General features: G+C 72.8%; 13 protein-coding genes. 8 read left to right on the plus strand and 5 right to left on the minus strand.

What is annotated here, in order from left to right:
- Positions 1-73: 73 nt before the first annotated feature.
- The 3 genes from ACFRAC_RS24430 to ACFRAC_RS24440 all read left to right on the plus strand — a co-directional run bounded on the left by ACFRAC_RS24430 (position 74) and on the right by ACFRAC_RS24440 (position 7,277).
- Positions 74-1,600: a hypothetical protein gene (locus ACFRAC_RS24430; protein ID WP_382927391.1), complete on the plus strand. Its 1,527-nt coding sequence runs from the start codon at positions 74-76 to the stop codon at positions 1,598-1,600.
- Between the two features lie 85 nt (positions 1,601-1,685).
- On the plus strand, positions 1,686-2,567 hold the full coding sequence (locus tag ACFRAC_RS24435) for a hypothetical protein (RefSeq protein WP_382927392.1): 882 nt from the start codon (positions 1,686-1,688) through the stop codon (positions 2,565-2,567).
- A gap of 48 nt (positions 2,568-2,615) precedes the next feature.
- Positions 2,616-7,277 carry a hypothetical protein gene (locus ACFRAC_RS24440; RefSeq protein WP_382927394.1) on the plus strand — a complete coding sequence of 1,554 codons (4,662 nt, stop codon included), beginning with the start codon at positions 2,616-2,618 and terminating at the stop codon, positions 7,275-7,277.
- A 27-nt stretch (positions 7,278-7,304) separates the two neighbouring features.
- Here ACFRAC_RS24440 and ACFRAC_RS24445 read toward each other — a convergent pair whose 3' ends face one another.
- Positions 7,305-7,820, minus strand: coding sequence for a hypothetical protein (locus tag ACFRAC_RS24445; protein WP_382927397.1), 516 nt, complete (start codon positions 7,818-7,820; stop codon positions 7,305-7,307).
- Between the two features lie 421 nt (positions 7,821-8,241).
- Between ACFRAC_RS24445 and ACFRAC_RS24450 the strand changes: the two genes are divergently transcribed.
- The 5 genes from ACFRAC_RS24450 to ACFRAC_RS24470 are packed head-to-tail and all read left to right on the plus strand — an operon-like array spanning position 8,242 to position 16,218.
- On the plus strand, positions 8,242-11,118 hold the full coding sequence (locus ACFRAC_RS24450) for a nitrate- and nitrite sensing domain-containing protein (protein WP_382927399.1): 2,877 nt from the start codon (positions 8,242-8,244) through the stop codon (positions 11,116-11,118).
- Positions 11,115-11,552: a roadblock/LC7 domain-containing protein gene (locus ACFRAC_RS24455; protein WP_382927401.1), complete on the plus strand. Its 438-nt coding sequence runs from the start codon at positions 11,115-11,117 to the stop codon at positions 11,550-11,552. Before ACFRAC_RS24450 ends, ACFRAC_RS24455 begins: the two co-directional genes overlap by 4 nt.
- A gap of 9 nt (positions 11,553-11,561) precedes the next feature.
- Positions 11,562-11,957, plus strand: a complete 396-nt coding sequence (locus tag ACFRAC_RS24460) for a DUF742 domain-containing protein (RefSeq protein WP_382927404.1) — start codon at positions 11,562-11,564, stop codon at positions 11,955-11,957.
- A gap of 24 nt (positions 11,958-11,981) precedes the next feature.
- Entirely contained in the window at positions 11,982-15,632 is a 3,651-nt protein-coding gene (locus ACFRAC_RS24465) for a hydantoinase B/oxoprolinase family protein (RefSeq protein ID WP_382927407.1), read from the plus strand.
- Entirely contained in the window at positions 15,613-16,218 is a 606-nt protein-coding gene (locus ACFRAC_RS24470; RefSeq protein WP_382927409.1) for an ATP/GTP-binding protein, read from the plus strand. Before ACFRAC_RS24465 ends, ACFRAC_RS24470 begins: the two co-directional genes overlap by 20 nt.
- A 182-nt stretch (positions 16,219-16,400) precedes the next feature.
- Here ACFRAC_RS24470 and glpK read toward each other — a convergent pair whose 3' ends face one another.
- The 4 genes from glpK to ACFRAC_RS24490 form a co-directional block, all read right to left on the minus strand.
- Positions 16,401-17,912, minus strand: coding sequence for a glycerol kinase GlpK (gene glpK, locus ACFRAC_RS24475; RefSeq protein ID WP_382927411.1), 1,512 nt, complete (start codon positions 17,910-17,912; stop codon positions 16,401-16,403).
- Positions 17,913-17,934: 22 nt separating this feature from the next.
- Positions 17,935-18,660 carry an MIP/aquaporin family protein gene (locus ACFRAC_RS24480; protein WP_382927413.1) on the minus strand — a complete coding sequence of 242 codons (726 nt, stop codon included), beginning with the start codon at positions 18,658-18,660 and terminating at the stop codon, positions 17,935-17,937.
- Between the two features lie 584 nt (positions 18,661-19,244).
- Entirely contained in the window at positions 19,245-20,435 is a 1,191-nt protein-coding gene (locus ACFRAC_RS24485; RefSeq protein ID WP_382927416.1) for a lipid-transfer protein, read from the minus strand.
- Positions 20,432-20,857, minus strand: a complete 426-nt coding sequence (locus ACFRAC_RS24490; protein ID WP_382927447.1) for a Zn-ribbon domain-containing OB-fold protein — start codon at positions 20,855-20,857, stop codon at positions 20,432-20,434. Before ACFRAC_RS24490 ends, ACFRAC_RS24485 begins: the two co-directional genes overlap by 4 nt.
- Positions 20,858-20,974: the final 117 nt, after the last annotated feature.

Consider the following 20,974-nt stretch of genomic DNA (forward strand, 5'->3'; position numbering starts at 1 on the left):
AGGGGCTCGCGCCCGCCGGAGGCGATCCGTGCCGTTTGGATCGTTGTCGGACCTAGGACCTAGTCTGTGCACCGTGACTTCGCCTGCATCGACGGACCGCGTTCCGCCCCAGCTCAGCGCGGGGCCGCGCCCCGCGCCGGGCCCGGCCGCCGACGAGGGCCTGGCGCGGCGGCTGCGCGCGCTCGCCTGCACCGCACCGCTGCACGACCTGGACGCCCGCAAGGCCAATCTGGCCGGCGAGTACTCGGTGTACGGCATGGCCGAGGTGGCCCTCGCCGCCATCGACCTGGTCACGCTCAACATGGACTTCGACACGGGCGCCGACCACGACCAGATAGTCGCCCGCCTCATCCCCCGCATCGCCGCCCAGGCCCCGCGGCGCCCCGTCGCCGAGCACGAGCGGGTGGCCCGCTGGGTCCTGGAGAACCTGATCAACGTCGGCAGCGTCGACCGCGGCTTCCGGGCCGTGTACGGCACCTTCACGCCGGACGGCAGCTACGTCCGCCGGGACTACGACTTCAAGCTGATCGAGGAGGTCCCCGGTCCGGGCGGCACCGTGTACCTCCGCACGACCGACGAGGCCGTCAACGTCCTGGTCGGCGCCCTGGACACGGACGTCACCAGCGCGCAGATCGCCGCCGAGGTCAAGCTGGAGGTGCTGATCAACCGCGGGCGCCTCGCGGACGCCCAACTGGCCGCCGAGCAGGCCAGGTACCGCACCGTGCAGTACTCCGAGACGCTGCGCCGCGCCCTGGACGCCACCCGTCGCAACGTCCGGGCGGTCGACTGGCTGAACGCCGTCCCGGACATGATCGCGGAAGCACTCGACCACGTCGCCGACCGGTACCGCCACGAGAACGCGATCCTCACCAACATCCGCAAGGCCCGTGACGAGACCGAGGACCCGGAGCACAAGCGCCGTGCGGCCGAGCTGGTCGACATCGTCAAGGACTGCATCCGGCGCCACACCCAGCTCCAGTCCCGGCTGCTGGAGGCCGGACCGCTGTTCCGCGCCGAGCAGGACCGGCAGGCCTTCGCCACCCCCCTGACCACGTCGGGTATGGACCTGTACGGGCATCTCGTCGCGCCCGTGCTGCCGCTGCCGCTGGAGCGGGCCGTCCGGGTCACGGACGCCTTCTTCACGCGCGGCACCGGCCTGCGCACACCGGTGTCGGTGCGGCTCGGCGACCTCGTCGACATCCTGCTCACCCCGCCCGTGGAGCGGGAGCACCTGGGCGCCGAGATGCCCGAGCCGGACCTCATCGCGACCCCGGACGACAGCCGGTTCAGCGAGGAGCAGCTCGCCGCCGCGATGGAGCTGCTCGACCTGCCCGCCGACGCCCCCCGCCGGCTGTCCGGCCTGCTGGCCGAGGCACGCCGGCGGGACCCCGAACTGCCGTACCTGGTCGCCCTGCTGGCCGTGCACGCCGCCAGCCCTCCGGTGGGCACCGCCTACCGGCAGGGCGAGGAGAAGCTGCTGTTCGCGGTGGACGACGGTACGGAGCTGGACGACCCCGAATTCGGCGGCGCCGACCTCATCGTCGGCACGGCGCTGCTCGACGCCGCCGGGATGGCCGCCGACCGGACGGAAGCCGCATGAGCCGCGCCGGGCACCGTACGACTCGGGGCCGCCACCGCGAAGCGCACCGCACGACCCCGCACCACCGCCACAAGGAGCCGCAAGCGTGACCGAGCACGTCGATCGGAGTGAGCCGGAGGCCGCCGTACCGCAGGCGCCCTCCGCCGTCACCCCCGCCGACGCCGCCGACGCGGCGCGGCTCGTCTCCTTCGGGCTGCAGCCCAAGCTCCAGCCCACCCGCGACCAGGAGTACACCGAACTGCTGCGCCGCTACCGCGAGGACCCGGCGTTCGCGCGGCTCGCCGACGCCGTGGCCACGGGACTCGGGCTGGTCGTGCTGGAGGTGTCCCCGCGCGCGGGCATGGCGGTCACCGCCGCCGAGGACTCGGTGTTCGCGGTGCGCATGAGCGACTACGCCCGCCGGACGTCCGCCGACGGCGGCGACCGGTTCCTGCACGGGCTGGCCCATCTCGCCGTCGCCGCGATGGCGTTCCCGCGTCCCGAGGACCTCGCCGACGACGGCTACATCGGGCGCGTCAGTGTCAACGGCGTCGACGCCTTCGTCCGGCAGGCATGCCGCCGCCTGGAGGAGCGCGCCGAGGAGCAGGGGGAGAACACCGACCCGGCCACGGACGCCCCCGGCCTGGAGGCCGCCTGGCGCATCTGGATCAGACGCAGCGCCGCCGGTGCCACCAAGGACGCGCGACGGCTCGCCGGTTCCACCACCGGCATCGTCGGCAAGGCCGTCGCCTTCCTCACCGACTCCGGCTTCCTCCAGCGGACCGGCGACGACCACGGAGGCACCTACCGCACCACGGCCCGCTACCAGCTCCAGGTCCGTGACATGGCGGGCAGCGCCGCCATGACCGAACTGCTGGAACTGGGCGTCGTCCCGGTCACCGACGGCACACCGACCCTGCTGCCCGCCGAGGACACCGACGCCCTGGACCTGGTGGCCGACGCCGGGCTGCCGTTCCACTCGGCCTGAGCCCCACCCGACCTCCCCCCACCTGCCGAAGACTTACGAGAGTCCGCCATGTACGAGCTGTCCCGGATCCGCCTCTACTCCATCGGACCGGCCGGTGCGCGCTACGCCGACACCGTGCTTGACCTGCGCGGTGTCGGCGAGCCCGTGCCCGATCCCGCGCCCACCCAGGCGGAGTTCTTCGAGGAGGAGCCGGTCGGCCCGCGGCGCCGGCCCGCCCCCGCCGGCGTGCTCTTCCTGGAGAACGGCGGCGGCAAGTCGGTCCTGCTCAAGCTGATCTTCTCGGTGATGCTGCCCGGACACCGCAACACGCTGGGCGGCGCCAGCTCCGGTGTACTGCGCAAGTTCCTGCTCGCCGACGACTGCGGGCACGTCGCCCTGGAGTGGCAGCACACCCTGACCGGCGAGTGCGTGGTGGTCGGCAAGGTCAGCGAGTGGCGCGGCCGCCAGGTCTCCAACGACCCGCGCAAGTTCGCGGAGGCCTGGTACTCCTTCCGCCCCGGCCCCGGCCTCAGCCTGGACAACCTCCCCGTCGCCGAGTCCACCGCCGTACGGCCGCCGGTCGAGGGGCAGTCCGGCGCGCAGGGCCGCCGGCGCACCATGAAGGGCTTCCGGGACGCCCTCACGGAGGCGGGCAAGGCGTACCCGCATCTGGAGGTGCACTGGGAGGACATCCACGACCGCTGGATCGAACACCTCGGCGACCTGGGCCTCGACCCCGAACTCTTCCGCTACCAGCGCGAGATGAACGCCGACGAGGGAGAGGCGGCCGGCCTCTTCGCGGTCAAGAAGGACTCCGACTTCACCGACCTGCTGCTGCGGGCCGTGACCGACACCCGGGACACCGACGGCCTCGCCGACCTGGTCAGCGGGTTCGGCAACAAGCTGGGCCGGCGCGCCGAGCTGATCGCCGAGCGGGACTTCACCGCCGGGTCCGTCGACCTGCTCGGGCGGATCGTCGAGGCCGCGGAGACCCGCACACGCGCGCGGGACGTCCACGCCGGCGCCGAGCGCCGCACCCGCGCCCTGGCCCGGCGCCTCACCGCGCGGGGCACGCGGGAACGCGTCCGGGCCGCCGACCTCGCCCAGCGCGTCACCGCGGCCGCCCACGCCGTCACGCATGCCGAGGGCGCGCGTGAGCGCAGTGCGCTGATCGCCGCGGAACTCGCCTACCGGCACGCCTCGTTGGCGCTCGCCGCCGCCGAGAAGTCCGCCGCCGCGCAGAAGCGCGAACTCGCCGACGCCCGCACCCTGCACTCGGCCTGGCAGGCCGCCGAAGCCGTCCTGCGTCACCGCGCCGCCGCCGACCGGGTGGCACGCGTGGCCGCCGCCATCCAGGAGGCCGAGCGCGACGCGGCCCCCGCGCTGGCCGCCCGCGCCAAGGCCGCCGTCGATCTCGTCCGCGCCCTGCACGCCGCCGCCGAGCGTGCCGAGGCACAGGCCAACGAGGGGGAGGAGCGGTCCGCCGCGCTCCAGGAGGTGGGCGAGTCCGCCCACCGGGACTCCACGGCCGCCGCCACCGAGGCGCAGCGCGCCCGCAGCGAGGCCGGGCATCTGCGGCAGCGGCTGACCGAGGTCGAGCAGGAGACCGCCGAGGCCGTCCGCGCCGGCTGGCTCGACGACAGCGCCCCGGACGCCGACCCGGCCCGTGCCGCCCTCGCCGCGAGCGACGCCGAGAAGTCCGCCGTCGCCGCTTGGGACACCGCCCGGGAGGCCTCCCGGCGGGCCTCGGAGCACGCGCGCGAGGCGGCCTCCGCGGAGTCCCGTGCCGAACTGACGGCGGCCCGCGCTGCCGACGCCGCCTCGGCGGCGGAGCGTGCCCACGACGCCGAGCGCCGCCTCGCCGAGAGCCTCGCGGCGGAGGAGCGCCTGGTGGAACTGCTCGGCCTCTCCGGTGACTCGGGCCCCAGGCGCGGCGCGGTGCCCGCTCCGCGCACGGGCGACCAGAGCGGTGCGAGGGCGCGGGCCGAGGTGGGCGGGGCCGCGGAGGGCGAGCTCACCCCGGAGGACCTCGACCGGTTCGCCGACGAACTGCGTGACCTGCTCGACGACGCGGTCTCCGCCGCCGAGCGCCAGCTCTTCGACCTGCGAACGGCCGCCGCCGACGACGCCCGTATCCTCGGCGCGCTCGGTGACGGCGGGCTGCTGCCGCCCGGCCCCGACGTGCTGGCCACCGTGGAGTTCCTCGGCGAGCAGGGCATCCCCGCGCTGCCGGGCTGGCGATACCTCGCGCAGGCCGTCGACCCGACCGACCACGCGCGTGTGCTCGCCGCCCGTCCCGAACTCGTCGACGGCGTGATCATCACCGACCCCGGCACGCACGCCCGGGCCCGCGAGGCACTGGCCGACGCCGCGCTGCTGCCCCGCTCCACCGTCGCCGTCGGCACGGCGGCCGCCCTGCTCGCCCCCACCCCGGCCGCCGGCGCGTCGGACACGGACGTCTTCCTCGTACCGCCGAACCCGGCCATGCACGACGAGCACGCGGCCGACGAGGAACGGCAGGCGCTACGGGCCCGGGCGACCGAGCGCGACGAGGAGATCCGCGGCCTCGCCACCCGCCTCGGCAAGGACCGGGAGCTGGCGGCACGCCTGGCCTCCTGGCGCACCGGCTGCCCGGCCGGACGACTCGTGGAGCTGGCCGAGGCCGCCCGGGAGGCGCGCGTGTTCGCCGGGGAGTCCGAGGCGGAGCTCGCCGAGGCGCGGACCGTGCGCGCCGAGGCCGACGAGGCCGCGGCCGAGGCCGCGGCGGTCCGCGACGAACGCCAGGAGGCCGCGCAGCGGGCGCGGCGCGCCGCCGACGCCCTCGCCGGACTCGCCTTCCGGCTGCGCGAGCGGGCCGGCTGGCAGGTCAGACTCCGCGAACTCGCCGACGAGGCCGCCGAGTCCGAGGCCCGCGCCCAGTCCTGTCTGGAGCGTGCCCGCGCCGCCGACGAGGACCGCCGTGCCGCCCAGCGCGCCGCCGACGACGCGCGCCGCACCGCGCGGGCCCTGCGCGCCGAGCGCTCGGAGATCGCGGGCGCCCCCGACGACGTACCGGACACCGACGCGGACGCCCCGAAGACGTCCCTGCCGGCGCTCCGTGAGGCGTACCGGGCCGCGTCCCAGGTGTACGAGAAGGTCGGTGTCGGCGCCGACCTGCGCGCCGAGCAGGCCCGCGCGGAGAGCGACGAGAGCGCGGCCCGCGCCGACCTGGACCGGTTGAGCAACAAGGTCCGGACCCGCGCCGAACAGCTCCTCGAATCGCCCGACGGCTCCGACGGACCCTCCCGGCAGGCGGCCGCCTCGCGCGCCGAGGAACTGGTCCAGGTCCTGGAGACCCGCGTGTCCGCCGCCAGCGAGCAGCTGGGCCGGCTGCGGGGCGAGGCCGAGCGTCACGCTCCCCAGGAGGGCGAGACGCACACCGACCTGCCGGAGGAGCTGCGGCCGCGCGACGCCGAGCACGCCCAGTACCTGCTGCGGACGGCGACCGGCGAACTCGCCGCGCTCACCGAAGCGTTGGCACAGGCCCGTGACGCGCACACGGAACTCCTCGATGCCCACCGTGCCGCCGAGGACGCGGCCGGCGGGTTCGACGAGATCGCCGCGATGCTGCGCGACCTGCTGCGCGAGCACACCTCGGACGAGGAGCAGGAGGACGTCGAGCCCTACCCCGGCAGCCTGGAGGAGGCCCGCCGGTCCGCGGCCGAGGCCCGCCGCTCCCTGCGCGGCTGTGCCGCCGACCTCTCCGCCGCCGAGGCCGCTGTGCGCGAGGCCGGCGACGTCCTCGTCCGGCACGCCAACGCCACCCGCTACGAGCAGGTCCGCACCCCGGCCCGCCAGCAGATCCGCGAGCTGCCCGCCTCCGCGCTGCCCGAGCACGCCCAGAAGTGGGCGGACGCCTTCGCGCCCCGGCTGCGCGTGCTCACCGACGAGCTGGCCCAGCTCGAGCGCAACCGCGACTCGATCGTCGACCGGCTCCGCGGCCTCGTGGAGTCGGCGCTGGCGACCCTGCGGTCCGCCCAGCGGCTGTCCCGGCTGCCCGAGGGACTGGGGGAGTGGTCCGGGCAGGAGTTCCTCCGCATCCGCTTCGAGGAGCCCGACCAGGCCACCCTCACCGAACGGCTGGGCGAGGTCATCGACGACGCCACCCGGGCCGCCGTGAAGAAGAATTCCGACCTTCGGCGGGACGGTATGTCCCTGCTGCTGCGCGGCGTCGCCGCGGCGCTCCAGCCGAAGGGAGTCGCCGTGGAGATCCTCAAGCCGGACGCCGTGCTGCGCGCCGAGCGGGTGCCCGTCGGCCAGATGGGCGACGTGTTCTCCGGGGGGCAGCTGCTCACGGCGGCCATCGCGCTGTACTGCACCATGGCCGCGCTGCGGTCCAACGACCGGGGCAGGGACAAGCACCGGCACGCCGGCACGCTGTTCCTGGACAACCCCATCGGGCGGGCCAACGCCACCTATCTGCTGGAGCTCCAGCGCGCCGTGTCCGACGCGCTCGGTGTCCAACTGCTGTACACCACCGGCCTGTTCGACACGACCGCGCTCGCGGAGTTCCCGCTCGTCATCCGGCTGCGCAACGACGCCGACCTCAGGGCGGGCCTGAAGTACATCAGCGTGGAGGAGCATCTGCGACCCGGACTGCCGCAGCAGCAGACGGGCGAGGCCGGGCACAGCGAGATCACCGCCACCCGGATGTTCAAGCGCCCCGCGCCCGGGGATCCCCAGGCGGTCTGACGAGCTGCCGCGCGGCGCGGGCCGGGGTCAGGGGTGCGACAGCTGCCCCGCGCCGGCCCGCCGACGTATGCGCGCCTGGGCGCGCTCGGCCGAGCGCGCCAGCCGTCGCGCCGTGCGGCGCTCACGCCGCAGGGACCGCGCCGTGCTGCTGGGGGTCGACACCACGCCGTGCCGCTGGTTCCAGACCTGGCGGGTCACCCACACGTCGAGGGCGGCCCAGGTCGCCACGACGACGCTGACCACACTGCTGATGACCATCGGGAAGGCCAGCCAGGACCCCGCGAGTGTGCACAGGAACGCCACCACCGCCTGGATCAGCGTCACCGAGACGACGAGCACCGCCCGGACGGCCGCCGTCCGCACCGGATCGGGCATACGCCGCCGCGGCGCCGGGTCCTCGACCCACAGCGGTCGGTAGTACGCCCGCTCGTCGCTCCCGGCACCCTCGCCCGCGCTCACCGGAATGTCGCGATCCAGCACATCGGGTCCCCGCCGCACCGCAGCGCTGCCCTGGGACCCCTCGCGCTGCTCCGCCGTACCCATCACCGTGTCACTCCCCACCGTCCGCGGACCGCTCGCCCGCATCCCAACACCCAGCCCCTCAGCGACTGCCCGGCTTGCGCTGTTTTACGCCGCCGGGGGGCTGGACGCGGCTCCCGTGGTCCCATCCGCCCCTATTTCCCGTAGAGAAGGACGATCAGCGCCCCCGGAAGATTCCCGCCGAGCAGAGATTTCCGGCCAACTGGCCGAGCGGGTGGGCCGGAACGATTCACCATGGTGCACGACGTTTGCGGGAGGTAATTCCCGTCATGCCCGGACAACTCCCCATGTCTCGTCACCAGTGCGGAAGTTCAGGCTCCGGATGTTTCTTCGAGTTACCAGTGCGTCGGTAGTAGGCTCGCGCCCATTGTTGACGCACAGGTGTGCCCCCTGGCCGGCAGGGGGGACCGAGCTGGGGGAGGCCATGCGCTTTCGCGGGAAGTCGATCCGCCGGAAAATGGTGGCGCTGCTTCTCGTGCCGCTGGTGTCCCTGACCGCGATCTGGGGATTCGCCACGGTACTCACCGGGCGAGAGGTGACCCAGCTGTTCACGGTGTCCTCCCTCGTCGAGAAGATCGGCTACTCCACCGAGGACGCCGTCCGCGTGATCCAGCAGGAGCGGCGGCAGGCCCTCGTCTACCTCGCCGACCGCCGCGCCTCGGACGCCCTGGCCGCCCTCCGGGAGAGCCGGAAGGCGACCGACACCGCCATCGCCGAGATCCGCGGGAACACCCAGGACCCCGACGTCCGCGACGGCATGGACGCGGGCGACACCGAACGCCTCACCGCCGTCCTGGACGCCTTCGACGGCATCGGGCCCCTGCGCCGCAGCGTCGAGGACGGCACGGTGAAACGCGCCGAGGCGCTCCACCAGTACAACCTCCTCGTCGAGCCCTGCTACGCCCTCCTCGCCTCTCTCGACGGCATCGACAACGTCGCCATGGACAAGGAGGCCCGCGCCCTCCTCAACATCACGCGCGCCCGCGAACTGCTGTCCCGCGAGGACGCGTTGCTCAGCTCCGCCCTCGTGGTCGGCCGGCTCACCCGCGACGAGATCCGCGACATCTCCGATCTCATCGCCCAGCGCACCCTGATGTACGACCTGAGCCTGACCGACCTGCCCTCGTACGAACGCGAACGCTTCCAGCACTTCTGGAAGAACGGCTCCACGGCCCCGCTCCGGGTCGCCGAGCAGTCCGTCGTCTTCTCCCAGCCGGGACGCCCCAGCACGGTGGACGCCCAGGACTGGGACACCGCCGCCGGCGGTGTGCTCGACGAGCTCGGCAAACTGAACGACGAGGCCGGCGACCGCTATCAGGACCGCGTCCGCCCCGTCGCGATGGGCGTCATCGTCAAGGCCGTCGTCGCCGGCGTGCTCGGACTGCTCGCCGTGCTGTTCTCGCTCTTCCTGTCCGTACGGATCGGCCGCGGCCTCGTCCGTGACCTGCGCCAGCTCCGCCTCGACGCCCATGAGGCCTCCGGCGTCCGGCTGCCCAGCGTGATGCGCCGGCTCTCCGCCGGTGAACAGGTCGACGTCGAGACCGAGGTCCCGCGCCTCGCCTACGACAAGAGCGAGATCGGCGAGGTCGGGCAGGCCCTCAACACCCTCCAGCGGGCCGCCGTGGAGGCCGCCGTCAAACAGGCCGAACTGCGCGCCGGGGTCTCTGAGGTCTTCGTCAACCTCGCCCGCCGCAGCCAGGTCCTCCTGCACAAGCAGCTCACCCTCCTCGACACCATGGAACGCCGGACCGAGGACACCGACGAACTCGCCGACCTGTTCCGGCTGGACCACCTGACCACGCGCATGCGCCGCCACGCCGAGGGACTGGTGATCCTCTCCGGCGCGGCCCCGTCCCGCCAGTGGCGCAAACCCGTCCAGCTCATGGACGTCGTACGCGCCGCGGTCGCCGAGGTCGAGGACTACGAGCGCATCGAGGTGCGCCGGCTGCCCCGTGTCGCCGTCACCGGACCAGCCGTCGCCGACCTCACCCACCTGGTCGCCGAACTCCTCGAGAACGCCACGGTGTTCTCCCCGCCGCACACCGCCGTCCAGGTCCTCGGCGAACGGGTCGCCAACGGCTTCACCCTGGAGATCCACGACCGCGGACTGGGGATGGCCGCCGACGCCCTGCTCGACGCCAACCTCCGGCTCGCCGAGACGCCCGAGTTCGAACTGTCCGACACCGACCGGCTCGGTCTCTTCGTGATCAGCCGGCTCGCCCAGCGGCAGAACGTCCGGGTCTCCCTCCAGCCCTCGCCGTACGGGGGCACCACCGCCGTCGTCTTCATCCCGGACGCCCTCCTCACCGACGATGTCCCGGACACCAACGGCATCGGCTTCCGCCTCGACCGCCCCACCCCCTCGAAGGAGGCCGAACTGGAGGAGTCGCGACGAGCCGCGCTCTCCAAGGTGCCGGCCCGCACGCCGGGGTTGCCGGCCGCGCTCCTCGACGGCCCCGTCGAACTCGAGGCCCCCGTCGACCTCGACGCCCTGAGCGACTTCCCGGACTCCCTCGATGAGGAGGACGGCGAACGCGGCGGCCTCTTCCACCCGCGACGCGCCTTCGGCCGCGCCGAGGACGACCCCGCGAGCCGGCGCGGAGACCTGGGCCCGGTCACCGGGGTCCCCGACGACCCGGACGACGACCTGAACGCCCCGGTCCCCATGCCCCGACGCCGGACCCCCAAGCTGGTCAGCTCCCACGGGCGCCCGGTCACCGGACACCGGCCCCGCCTGGAGAAGACCGACGGGGAACCCTCGTATCGCCCCAGCCGCGCGCAGTCCGACGGTCCGGCCCCGCTGCCCACCCGGCGCCGCGGCACCGGCCCCCGAGGCGGCATCGCCGGCGCCGCGGAACCACAGGGATCCGGCGATCCCGCCGGGCCCGGACACCCGGCAGGATCCAGCCGCTCCGAAGCACCGGACACCGCCGGCTCCGACGCCGTCGGCCCGCACGAGCCCGCCGCCCTGACCGGACGCGCCCGGCGCTCCGAGATCGCGGCCGGTGGACCGGACGACACCACCCCGGACCCGAGCACGGCCCCGCGGCCGCCCGCACCCGGCACGGGGCCGCTGCCCCGGCGGGTCCGGCAGGCCAGCCTGGCACCCCAGCTCAAGAAGGCACCGGCCCCCCGCCCCGCGACGCCGGACCACGGCGAACGCGACGCGGACGAGGTACGCAGCCGTATGGCCTCGCTCCAGCGTGGCTGGCAGCGGGGCCGGAAGGAGAACGCCGCGGGCGACGACACCGCGCCGGGCGGCACAGCACCACAGGGAACGACAAAGGGGGACGGTCGATGACCGCACCAAAGGCGACCGACCACGCCGCGACCACGCAGAACGGCGAGCTCAACTGGCTTCTCGACGATCTGGTGGACCGCGTCGCCAGCATCCGCAAGGCCGTCGTGCTCTCCGGGGACGGCCTGCCGACCGGCGTGTCCAAGGACCTGACCCGTGAGGACAGCGAGCACCTGGCCGCCGTCGCCTCCGGGTTCCACAGCCTCGCCAAGGGCGTGGGCCGGCACTTCGAGGCCGGCCGCGTCCGCCAGACCATCGTCGAACTCGACGACGCCTTCCTGTTCGTGACGGCCGCCGGTGACGGCAGCTGCCTCGCGGTGTTCTCGGACGCGGACTCCGACGTCGGCCAGGTCGCCTACGAGATGACACTCCTCGTGAAGCGGGTCGGCGTGCATCTGGGGACCGCACCGCGCACCGATCTGTCCTCGGGCGGGTAGTGGGAAGGCATGAGCGCTGACGGTCAGGGAAGAAGCCACTGGTTCGACGACGAGGCCGGACCGGTCGTCCGTCCCTACGCGATGACACGCGGCCGCACCACGAGTGCGGCCCAGCACCGCCTCGACCTGATCGCGGTGGTCGTCACCGAACCGCACGCGGGTGATCCGGAAGCCGACTCGACGCTGTCCCCGGAACATGTGGAGATCGTCGGACTGTGCCGTGAGGCCCCGCAGTCCGTCGCCGAACTCTCCGCCGAGCTCGACCTGCCCGTCGGCGTCGTTCGGGTCCTCGTCGGCGACCTCGTGGACGGGGAATTCGTCCATGTGAACCGCCCCGTCCCACCGGCCGAGATGGTCGACGAGAGTATTCTGCGCGACGTGATCGACGGCCTGCGGGCGCTGTGAGCGGCGCGGAAGCGGGGTAGTGACGTGACAGCCTGGCAGTTCTGGGTCGACCGGGGTGGCACCTTCACGGACGTCGTCGCGCGCCGCCCGGACGGCCGGCTGCTGACTCACAAACTGCTGTCGGAGAACCCCGCCCGCTACCCGGACGCGGCCGTCGCGGGCGTCCGCGAACTGCTCGGCGACTCCACCGCCCGCGTCGAAGCCGTCCGCATGGGCACCACGGTCGCCACGAACGCCCTCCTCGAACGCAAGGGCGAGCGGACGCTCCTGGTGATCACCCGCGGCTTCCGCGACGCCCTGCGCATCGCCTACCAGAACCGCCCGCACATCTTCGCCCGCCGCATCGACCTCCCGGAGCTGCTGTACGAACGGGTGGTCGAGGTCGACGAACGCATCGCGGCCGACGGGACCGTCCTGCGCGCCCCCGACCTGCGGGCCCTCGCCGGCCCGCTCCAGGAGGCGTACGACGACGGCGTCCGGGCCGTCGCCGTGGTCTGCCTGCACAGCCATCTGCACCCTGGGCACGAACAGGCCGTCGGCCGGGTCGCCGCCCGTATCGGCTTCCCGCAGATCTCGCTGTCCAGCGAGGTCAGCCCGCTGATGAAGCTCGTGCCCCGCGGGGACACCGCCGTCGTCGACGCCTACCTGTCGCCGGTCCTGCGCCGCTACGTCCAGCACGTCGCCGACGAACTCGACGGTGTACGGCTGATGTTCATGCAGTCCAATGGGGGCCTCGCGGAAGCGGGGCAGTTCCGCGGCAAGGACGCCATCCTCTCCGGCCCCGCGGGCGGCATCGTCGGCATGGCCCGGATGTCCCAGCTCGCCGGCCACGACCGGGTCATCGGCTTCGACATGGGCGGCACCTCCACCGACGTGTCCCACTTCGCCGGCGACTACGAGCGCGTCTTCACCACGCGGATCGCCGGGGTCCGGCTGCGCGCCCCCATGCTGGACATCCACACCGTCGCGGCCGGCGGAGGCTCGGTGCTGCACTTCGACGGGTCGCGCTACCGCGTAGGGCCGGACTCGGCGGGCGCGGACCCGGGGCCCGCCTGCTACCGGGGCGGCGGCCCGCTCACGGTCACCGACGCCAACGTCATGCTCGGCCGCGTCCAGCCCGCCCACTTCCCCGCGGTGTTCGGACCCCACGGCGACCAGCCCCTCGACGCCGGCCTCGTCCGCGAACGCTTCACCGCGCTCGCGGCCGAGATCCGTGACCGCACCGGCGACGACCGCACCCCCGAACAGGTCGCCGAGGGGTACCTGCAGATCGCCGTCGCCAACATCGCCAACGCCGTGAAGCGGATCTCCGTCCAGAAGGGGCACGACGTCACCCGCTACGCCCTCACCACCTTCGGGGGCGCCGGCGGCCAGCACGCGTGCAAGGTGGCGGACTCCCTCGGTATCCGCACCGTCCTGGTGCCCCCCATGGCCGGTGTCCTGTCCGCGCTCGGCATCGGCCTCGCCGACACCACGGCGATGCGGGAGCAGTCCGTCGAGGCACCTCTGGAGCCCGCGTCGATGGGAGGTGTCCTGAAGACCGCGGACGACCTCGAGGCGGCCGCCCGCACCGAACTCCTCGACGAGGACGTCCCCGCGGACCGCGTCCGGGTCACCCGCCGCGCCCAACTGCGCTACGACGGCACCGACACCACCCTCACCGTCGAACTCACCGAGCCCGACGCCATGCGGCGAGCCTTCGAAGAACGTCATCGCGCCACGTACTCCTTCACGCTCGACCGCCCGATCGTCGTCGAAGCCCTCTCCGTCGAAGCCACCGGCATCACCGAACCCCCCGATCTCTCCGCTCTCGCGTCCCCCGGCACCGCCCGCGAGGACAGCCCGGAGGCCCCGGGCACCGTCGCCCTCCACACGGGCGGCACCTGGCGCGACGTCCCCCTGCACCGCCGGGAGCGAATGGCCCCCGGCGCATCCGTCACCGGCCCGGCGATCATCGCCGAGTCGGGTGCGACGACCGTCGTCGACGACGGCTGGCGAGCCGGGACGTCCGACGAGGGGCATCTGGTCATGGAACGCGTGACGGTCACGGAGAGTTCCGAACTCGACACGAAAGCCGACCCGGTTCTGCTGGAGGTCTTCAACAACCTCTTCATGTCCATCGCGGAGCAGATGGGCGCCCGCCTCGAGTCCACGGCCCAGTCCGTCAACATCAAGGAGCGCCTCGACTTCTCCTGCGCGCTCTTCGACCCGGACGGGAACCTGGTGGCCAACGCCCCGCACATCCCCGTCCACCTGGGATCCATGGGCACGAGCGTCAAAGAGGTCATCCGCCGACGGGGCAACCGGATGCGCCCGGGCGACACCTACGCCGTCAACGACCCCTACCACGGAGGCACCCACCTCCCCGACGTCACCGTGATCACCCCGGTCTTCGGCACCGACCCCAGGGCGGAGACGGAGAGTGAACAGAGCATCCTCTTCTACGTCGCCTCACGAGGCCACCACGCGGAGATCGGCGGCATCGCGCCGGGCTCCATGCCCGCGAACAGCCGCACCATCGACGAGGAGGGCGTCCTCTTCGACAACTGGCTCCTCGCCGAGAACGGCCGCTTCCGCGAACAGGCGACCCTCCGCCTGCTCACCGAGGCGCCTTACCCCTCCCGCAACCCCACCACCAACCTCGCCGACCTGCGGGCCCAGATCGCGGCCAACCGGAAGGGCGCCGACGAGGTCGCCCGCATGATCGACGACTTCGGCCTCGACGTCGTCCAGGCATACATGCGGCACGTCCAGGACAACGCCGAGGAAGCCGTCCGCCGCGTCGTCGACGCCCTGGACGACGGCGCGTACGCCTACGAGACCGACTCCGGCGCCGTCATCCGCGTACGCGTGCGCGTCGACCGGGCCCAGCGCACCGCCACCGTCGACTTCACCGGCACGTCCCCCCAGCAGCCCAGCAACTTCAACGCCCCCTTCGCGGTCGTCAACGCCGCGGTCCTCTACGTCTTCCGCACCCTGGTCGCCGACGACATCCCTCTCAACGACGGCTGCCTGCGCCCCCTGCGCATCATCGTGCCCCCCGGTTCCCTGCTCGCCCCGGAGCCCCCGGCCGCCGTCGTCGCGGGCAACGTCGAGACGTCCCAGGCGATCACCGGTGCCCTCTACGCCGCTCTCGGCGTCCAGGCGGAGGGCTCCGGGACCATGAACAACGTCACCTTCGGCAACGCGCGCCACCAGTACTACGAGACCGTCGCCTCCGGTTCCGGAGCGGGAGACGGCTTCCCCGGCGCCCCCGTCGTCCAGACCCACATGACCAACTCACGTCTCACCGACCCCGAGGTGCTGGAGTGGCGGCTCCCCGTACGGCTCGACGAGTTCGCGGTCCGGCCCGGCAGCGGCGGCTCCGGACGGTGGCGCGGCGGTGACGGCGCGGTGCGCCGCATCCGCTTCCTCGAACCCATGACCGTGTCCACACTGTCCCAGCACCGCAGGGTGCCGCCGTACGGCATGGCGGGCGGCGCACCCGGCGCCCTGGGCACCAACCGCGTCGAACGCGCGGACGGCACGGTGACCACGCTGGCCGGAAGCGACTCGGCCGACGTCGGCCCCGGTGACGTACTCGTCATCGAAACCCCCGGCGGCGGGGGCTACGGCCCACCGCCGCGCGACCCCCATCAAGCAGGAGAAGAGATCGATGATCTTCGGGCGTTCTGAGCGCGGGAAGCCTCCGGTCGAGCCCGTCACGCTCAAGATCCTCGTGGCCGGCGGCTTCGGCGTGGGCAAGACCACGCTCGTCGGCGCGGTCAGCGAGATCCGGCCGCTGCGCACCGAGGAACTGCTCACCGAGGCCGGACGGCCGGTCGACGACACGAGCGGAGTCGAGGGCAAGCGCACCACCACCGTGGCCATGGACTTCGGCCGCATCACGCTGCGCGAGGACCTGGTGCTGTACCTCTTCGGCACGCCCGGGCAGGAGCGGTTCTGGTTCATGTGGGACGAGTTGTCCGAGGGGGCGCTCGGAGCCGTCGTCCTGGCCGACACCCGCCGCCTCCAGGACTGCTTCGCGGCGATCGACTACTTCGAGCGGCGCGGCCTCCCCTTCGTCGTCGGCGTCAACTGCTTCGAGGGAGCCGCCCGTTACCCCGCGGACACCGTACGGCAGGCCCTGGACCTCGACCCGGACGTACCGCTGCTCCTGTGCGACGCCCGAGAGCGCGAGTCGGTCAAGGACGTCCTGATCGGCGTCGTTCGGCACGCCATGGCGTTCCGGGCGGAGCGCCGCCCCTCCGTGACCACCTGACACCGCCGCGATCCGGCGAAAGCCACGACCCGTACCCCCGCCGACCGGGGTACGGGCCGTGTCCCATGGGTTCACGCGCCTGTGGGTTCACGTGGCCCCTACACGCGTGTGCCCCGCTCCGAAATCCCTACACCGGGACCGGCACCCCCGCGGGGCGGGCCCGGTGCCGGGGGCGGACTGCCTCAGCTCTCGCCGTCCTCCACCCAGCCGAAGCTTTTCTCCACCGCCTTGCGCCAGTTGTGGTACTCGCGGTCCCGTTCCTTTGCCGGCATGGACGGCGTCCACTCGGTGTCCTTCGCCCAGTGCGCCTTGAGCTCGTCCAGGTCGTTCCACACGCCGGTCGCCAGCCCCGCCGCGTACGCGGCACCCAGGCAGGTCGTCTCGGAGATCTTCGGCCGGATCACCGGCGCGTCCAGCACATCGGCCTGGTGCTGCATGAGCAGGTTGTTCTTGGTCATGCCGCCGTCGACCTTCAGGCTGGTGATGTGCACCCCGGAGTCCTGGAGCATGGCGTCCACGACCTCGCGCGTCTGCCAACTCGTCGCCTCCAGGACGGCACGGGCGAGATGAGCCTTGGTGACGTACCGGGTCAGGCCGGTGATGACACCGCGCGCGTCCGAACGCCAGTACGGCGCGAAGAGGCCGGAGAAGGCGGGCACGATGTAGGCGCCGCCGTTGTCCTCGACGCTCGCCGCCAGCGGCTCGATGTCGTCGGCGGTCCGGATGATGCCGAGCTGGTCGCGGAACCACTGGACGAGCGCGCCCGTGATGGCGATCGCGCCCTCCAGGCAGTACACCGGCGCCTCGCTGCCGATCTTGTACCCCATCGTCGTCAGTAGCCCGCTCTTCGACGGGACCGGACGGTTGCCGGTGTTGAGCAGCAGGAAGCTGCCGGTGCCGTAGGTGTTCTTCGCGCTGCCCACGTCGTAGCAGGCCTGCCCGAACACGGCGGCCTGCTGGTCGCCGAGCGCCGAGGCGACCGGCACTCCGGCGAGCTGCCCGACTGCGGTGCCGTACACCTCGGCGGACGACTTGATCTCCGGCAACACCGCCTCGGGCACGTTCATGGCCGACAGGATCGACGGATCCCACTCGAGGGTCTGCAGGTTCATCAGCATGGTGCGCCCGGCGTTCGTCACGTCGGTGACGTGCTTCCCGCCGTCGGTGCCGCCGGTGAGGTTCCAGATCAACCACGAGTCGATCGTGCCGAAGGCGATCTCCCCGCGCTCGGCCCGGTCCCGCAGACCGGGCACGTTGTCCAGCAGCCAGGCCGCCTTGGGCCCGGAGAAGTAGCTGGCCAGCGGCAGTCCGGTCTGCTCACGGAAGCGGTCCTGCCCCTCCGCGCCGCCCAGCTGGTTGCACAGCGTGGCCGTGCGCGTGTCCTGCCACACGATGGCGTTGTGCACCGGCTTGCCCGTCGCGCGATCCCACAGGACGGTCGTCTCGCGCTGGTTGGTGATGCCGAGGGCGCTGACCTGGTCGGCCTTCAGCCCCGCCTTGGCGATCGCACCGGCGACGACTGCCTGCACCTTGGACCAGATCTCGGTCGCGTCGTGCTCCACCCAGCCGGGCTTGGGGAAGATCTGCCGGTGTTCGCGCTGGTCGACGGCGACGATGGCGCCGTCCTGGTTGAAGACGATGCAGCGGCTGGAGGTCGTGCCCTGATCGATAGCGGCGACGAACTTGTCCGTCATGACGTCCCCTTCGTCGTGTCCGTCAGAAAGCTGCGTTGAAGATGAGCCCCGCCAGCGCCCCGCCGATCAGCGGTCCGACCACCGGGATCCACGCGTAGCCCCAGTCCGATGTCCCCTTGTTGGGGATCGGCAGCAGGGAGTGGACGATGCGAGGGCCCAGGTCACGGGCCGGGTTGATCGCGTATCCCGTGGGACCGCCGAGGGACAGACCGATGCCGACCACCAGGAACGACACCATCAGGATCCCGGTCCCGGACAGGACGAGTCCCTTCGTCAGCCCGAACGCCAGGAGCGGCAGCACCAGCCCCGTCGTCGCGATGATCTCTGTCATGAGGTTCGCCACGGGATGCCGGATCGCCGGCACCGTGGAGAAGATTCCCAGCGTCGGCTGTGCGATGTCCTTGTCGGCATTGGCCCGGAACTGCGCGAAGTAGACCAGCCAGCACAGGACCGCCCCCAGCATCGCGCCCACCATCTGGCCGGCGATGTACAGGGGGACCTTGTCCCAGACACCCGTGTCGATGGCGATCCCCAGTGTCACGGCCGGATTGAGATGCCCCCCGGACAGCGGCGCGGCGGTGTAAGCGCCCGCCATGACGCCGAAACCCCATCCGAACGCGATGACGATCCAGCCGCCGTCTTTCGCCTTCGAGTAGTTCAGGACGACGCCGGCGACCACACCGGCGCCGAACAGGATCAGAATCGCGGTGCCTATGACCTCACCGACGAAGATGTCTCCATTGTTCATGGCGGCTCCTAGGCCTGGCCGGGACGATCGGCCCCGGCTTCTCCGTGCGGGGTGCGTTCCCTTGGCGACTTCATCCGAGGGGGCGTGTCCCGCGCCCCGCCCGGCGTCCGACGAGCGTGACGTCGCGACCGATTCGCCGGAGGAGCGGGGCCTTGATGCGGGCGCAACCGCGCGGCGCTCTGCGTGGATACGCCGACGAATATGAGGCGATGTCGGCTGACACCGGGAAGTGTTCACCGGCGTCCGAGAGGCGTCAAGGTCGCGGATGCCGACGGTTGGAGGACGTGCCGACGGCTCACGGACCGTCACCGCCCCGGCCCATGGCACGCCCGCTCGGATGCGGGACTGAACGACGGGGCCCTGCACGGACCGACAGGCACGCCAGCTTCTGCCGAGCCGGGCAGTGGCCACTGACCATGGCTCGCGTGAGGGCGAGCGGATGGCCTCCGCCGACCTCGTAGCTGCAGAATCTCACCCTCTGCCCGGCTCCGCCACCGCCCGCCCGCACCGCTGACCTTGGCCCTCGCGCCGCCCCACATCTCGTGCCGGCCGCTGGTGGGAGCGGCCCCGGCCGCCTCAGCCCCTCACCGTGCGGCGACCACGGCGGATCCGTGCCCGAACAGCCCCTGGTTCGCGGCCATGCCCACACGGGCGCCAGGGACCTGCCGGTCGCCGGCCACTCCGCGTAACTGCCAGGTCAGCTCGCACACCTGAGCGATCGCTTGTGCCGGAACCGCCTCACCGAAGGAGGCCAGTCCCCCGCTCGTGTTCACCGGTATGCGCCCGCCCGGTGCGGTCGCCCCCTCCCGCAGCAGCTTCACGGCCTCGCCGGCACCGCACAGACCCAGATCCTCGTACCACTGCAATTCCAGAGCGGTGGACAAGTCGTAGACCTCCGCCAGGGACAGGTCCTCAGGACCCACACCAGCCTCCTCGTACGACGCCCGCGCGATCGACTCCCGGAAGGTCTCGGGGCCGGGCCGCACCGCGACGGCGGAGTCCGTCGCGATGTCGGGCAGGTCCAGGACGGTGTTCGGAAAGCGCGGCGTCACCGTGGACACCGCCCGGATCCGCACGGCGTTCCCGGCGCCGTGCCGACGGGCGAAGTCCATGCCCGCCAGCACGAGCGCGGCCCCGCCGTCGGAGGTCGCGCAGATGTCGAGCAACCGCAGCGGATCGGCGACCACGGACGACGCGGCGACCTCTTCGGCGGTGACCGCCTTGCGGTAGCGGGCGTAGGGGTTCCGGGCGCCCAGGGCGGCGTTCTTCACCTTGACCTGCGCGAAGTCCTCGAGCGTGTCCCCGTGCACCGTCATCCGCCGTCGTGCGTACAGCCCGAAGTACGTCGGATTCGACGCCCCGAGGACACGGAAGCGCAGCCAGTCCGGGTCGTCCGGACGATCCCCGCCCGCCGGCCGGAAGAACCCCTTGGGAGCCGCGTCGGCCCCCACCACCAGCACCACGTCCGCCAGGCCCGCGAGGATCTGCGCCCGTGCGGTGGCGATGGCCTGCGCCCCCGAGGCGCAGGCGGCGTAGACGCTCGTGACGCGGGCGCCCTGCCAGCCGAGCGCCTTCGCGAACGTCGCCCCGGCCACGTACCCCGGGTAGCCGCCACGCACGGTGTCCGCGCCGACGACCGACCCGACGTCCCGCCACTCCAGCCCCGCGTCCGCGAGCGCCGCGCGAGCCGCCTTCACGCCGTACTCGACGAAGCCGCGTCCCCACTTGCCCCACGGATGCATGCCCGCCCCGAGCACCGCCACGTCCTGCGTCATGCCCCCACCCCCGTCGGCCGCCACTGCCAGGTCGTCCAGGTCGTCTCCGCGTCCTCATGCAGCACACCGGCGACGGCCCGAGCCTCCATGCCCACCGCCAGATCGGCGACGGTGATCCCGGGAGCCGCCTGCCCCAGCACCACCAGACGCTCGGCCGGCAGCTCCACAGCGATCAACGTGCACGGCACCCAGGGAAGCTCCGGATCGGTCACATAGGGTGACGGGGGTCGGTACCGGCTGTCGGTGTACGACCAGACGCGCCCGTGCGACGAGAGCGGCACCTCCACCAGCCGGCCGCCGGCGCAGTACGGGTTGCGGCAGTGGGTGTCCTCCCGGGGGAAGAAGACCGTCGAGCAGGCGGAACACCGCGTGCCCAGCAGCCGGAAGGCGTCCCCGTCGCCGGTGAACCACCCGGCGACCACGGGCGTGCGCGTACGTGGCATGAGCCCTCCCGGCAGCCGTATCTGACGGAACGTCAGAAGTGTGCCAGAGGCAGCCGCCGAACGGCAGGGGACTCGGCGCCGGGCCGCCGGCGGAGG

Origin of the sequence: Streptomyces sp. NPDC056628, assembly GCF_042792555.1 — a bacterium.
Lineage (GTDB): Bacteria > Actinomycetota > Actinomycetes > Streptomycetales > Streptomycetaceae > Streptomyces.

Bases quoted from the DNA above. Each gene is read 5' to 3' on its own strand.
- ACFRAC_RS24440 (WP_382927394.1), top strand. From the start codon at position 2,616: ATGTACGAGCTGTCCCGGATCCGCCTCTACTCCATCGGACCGGCCGGT.
- ACFRAC_RS24445 (WP_382927397.1), bottom strand. From the start codon at position 7,820: ATGGGTACGGCGGAGCAGCGCGAGGGGTCCCAGGGCAGCGCTGCGGTG.
- ACFRAC_RS24450 (WP_382927399.1), top strand. From the start codon at position 8,242: ATGCGCTTTCGCGGGAAGTCGATCCGCCGGAAAATGGTGGCGCTGCTT.
- ACFRAC_RS24455 (WP_382927401.1), top strand. From the start codon at position 11,115: ATGACCGCACCAAAGGCGACCGACCACGCCGCGACCACGCAGAACGGC.
- ACFRAC_RS24460 (WP_382927404.1), top strand. From the start codon at position 11,562: ATGAGCGCTGACGGTCAGGGAAGAAGCCACTGGTTCGACGACGAGGCC.
- ACFRAC_RS24470 (WP_382927409.1), top strand. From the start codon at position 15,613: ATGATCTTCGGGCGTTCTGAGCGCGGGAAGCCTCCGGTCGAGCCCGTC.
- glpK (WP_382927411.1), bottom strand. From the start codon at position 17,912: ATGACGGACAAGTTCGTCGCCGCTATCGATCAGGGCACGACCTCCAGC.
- ACFRAC_RS24480 (WP_382927413.1), bottom strand. From the start codon at position 18,660: ATGAACAATGGAGACATCTTCGTCGGTGAGGTCATAGGCACCGCGATT.
- ACFRAC_RS24485 (WP_382927416.1), bottom strand. From the start codon at position 20,435: ATGACGCAGGACGTGGCGGTGCTCGGGGCGGGCATGCATCCGTGGGGC.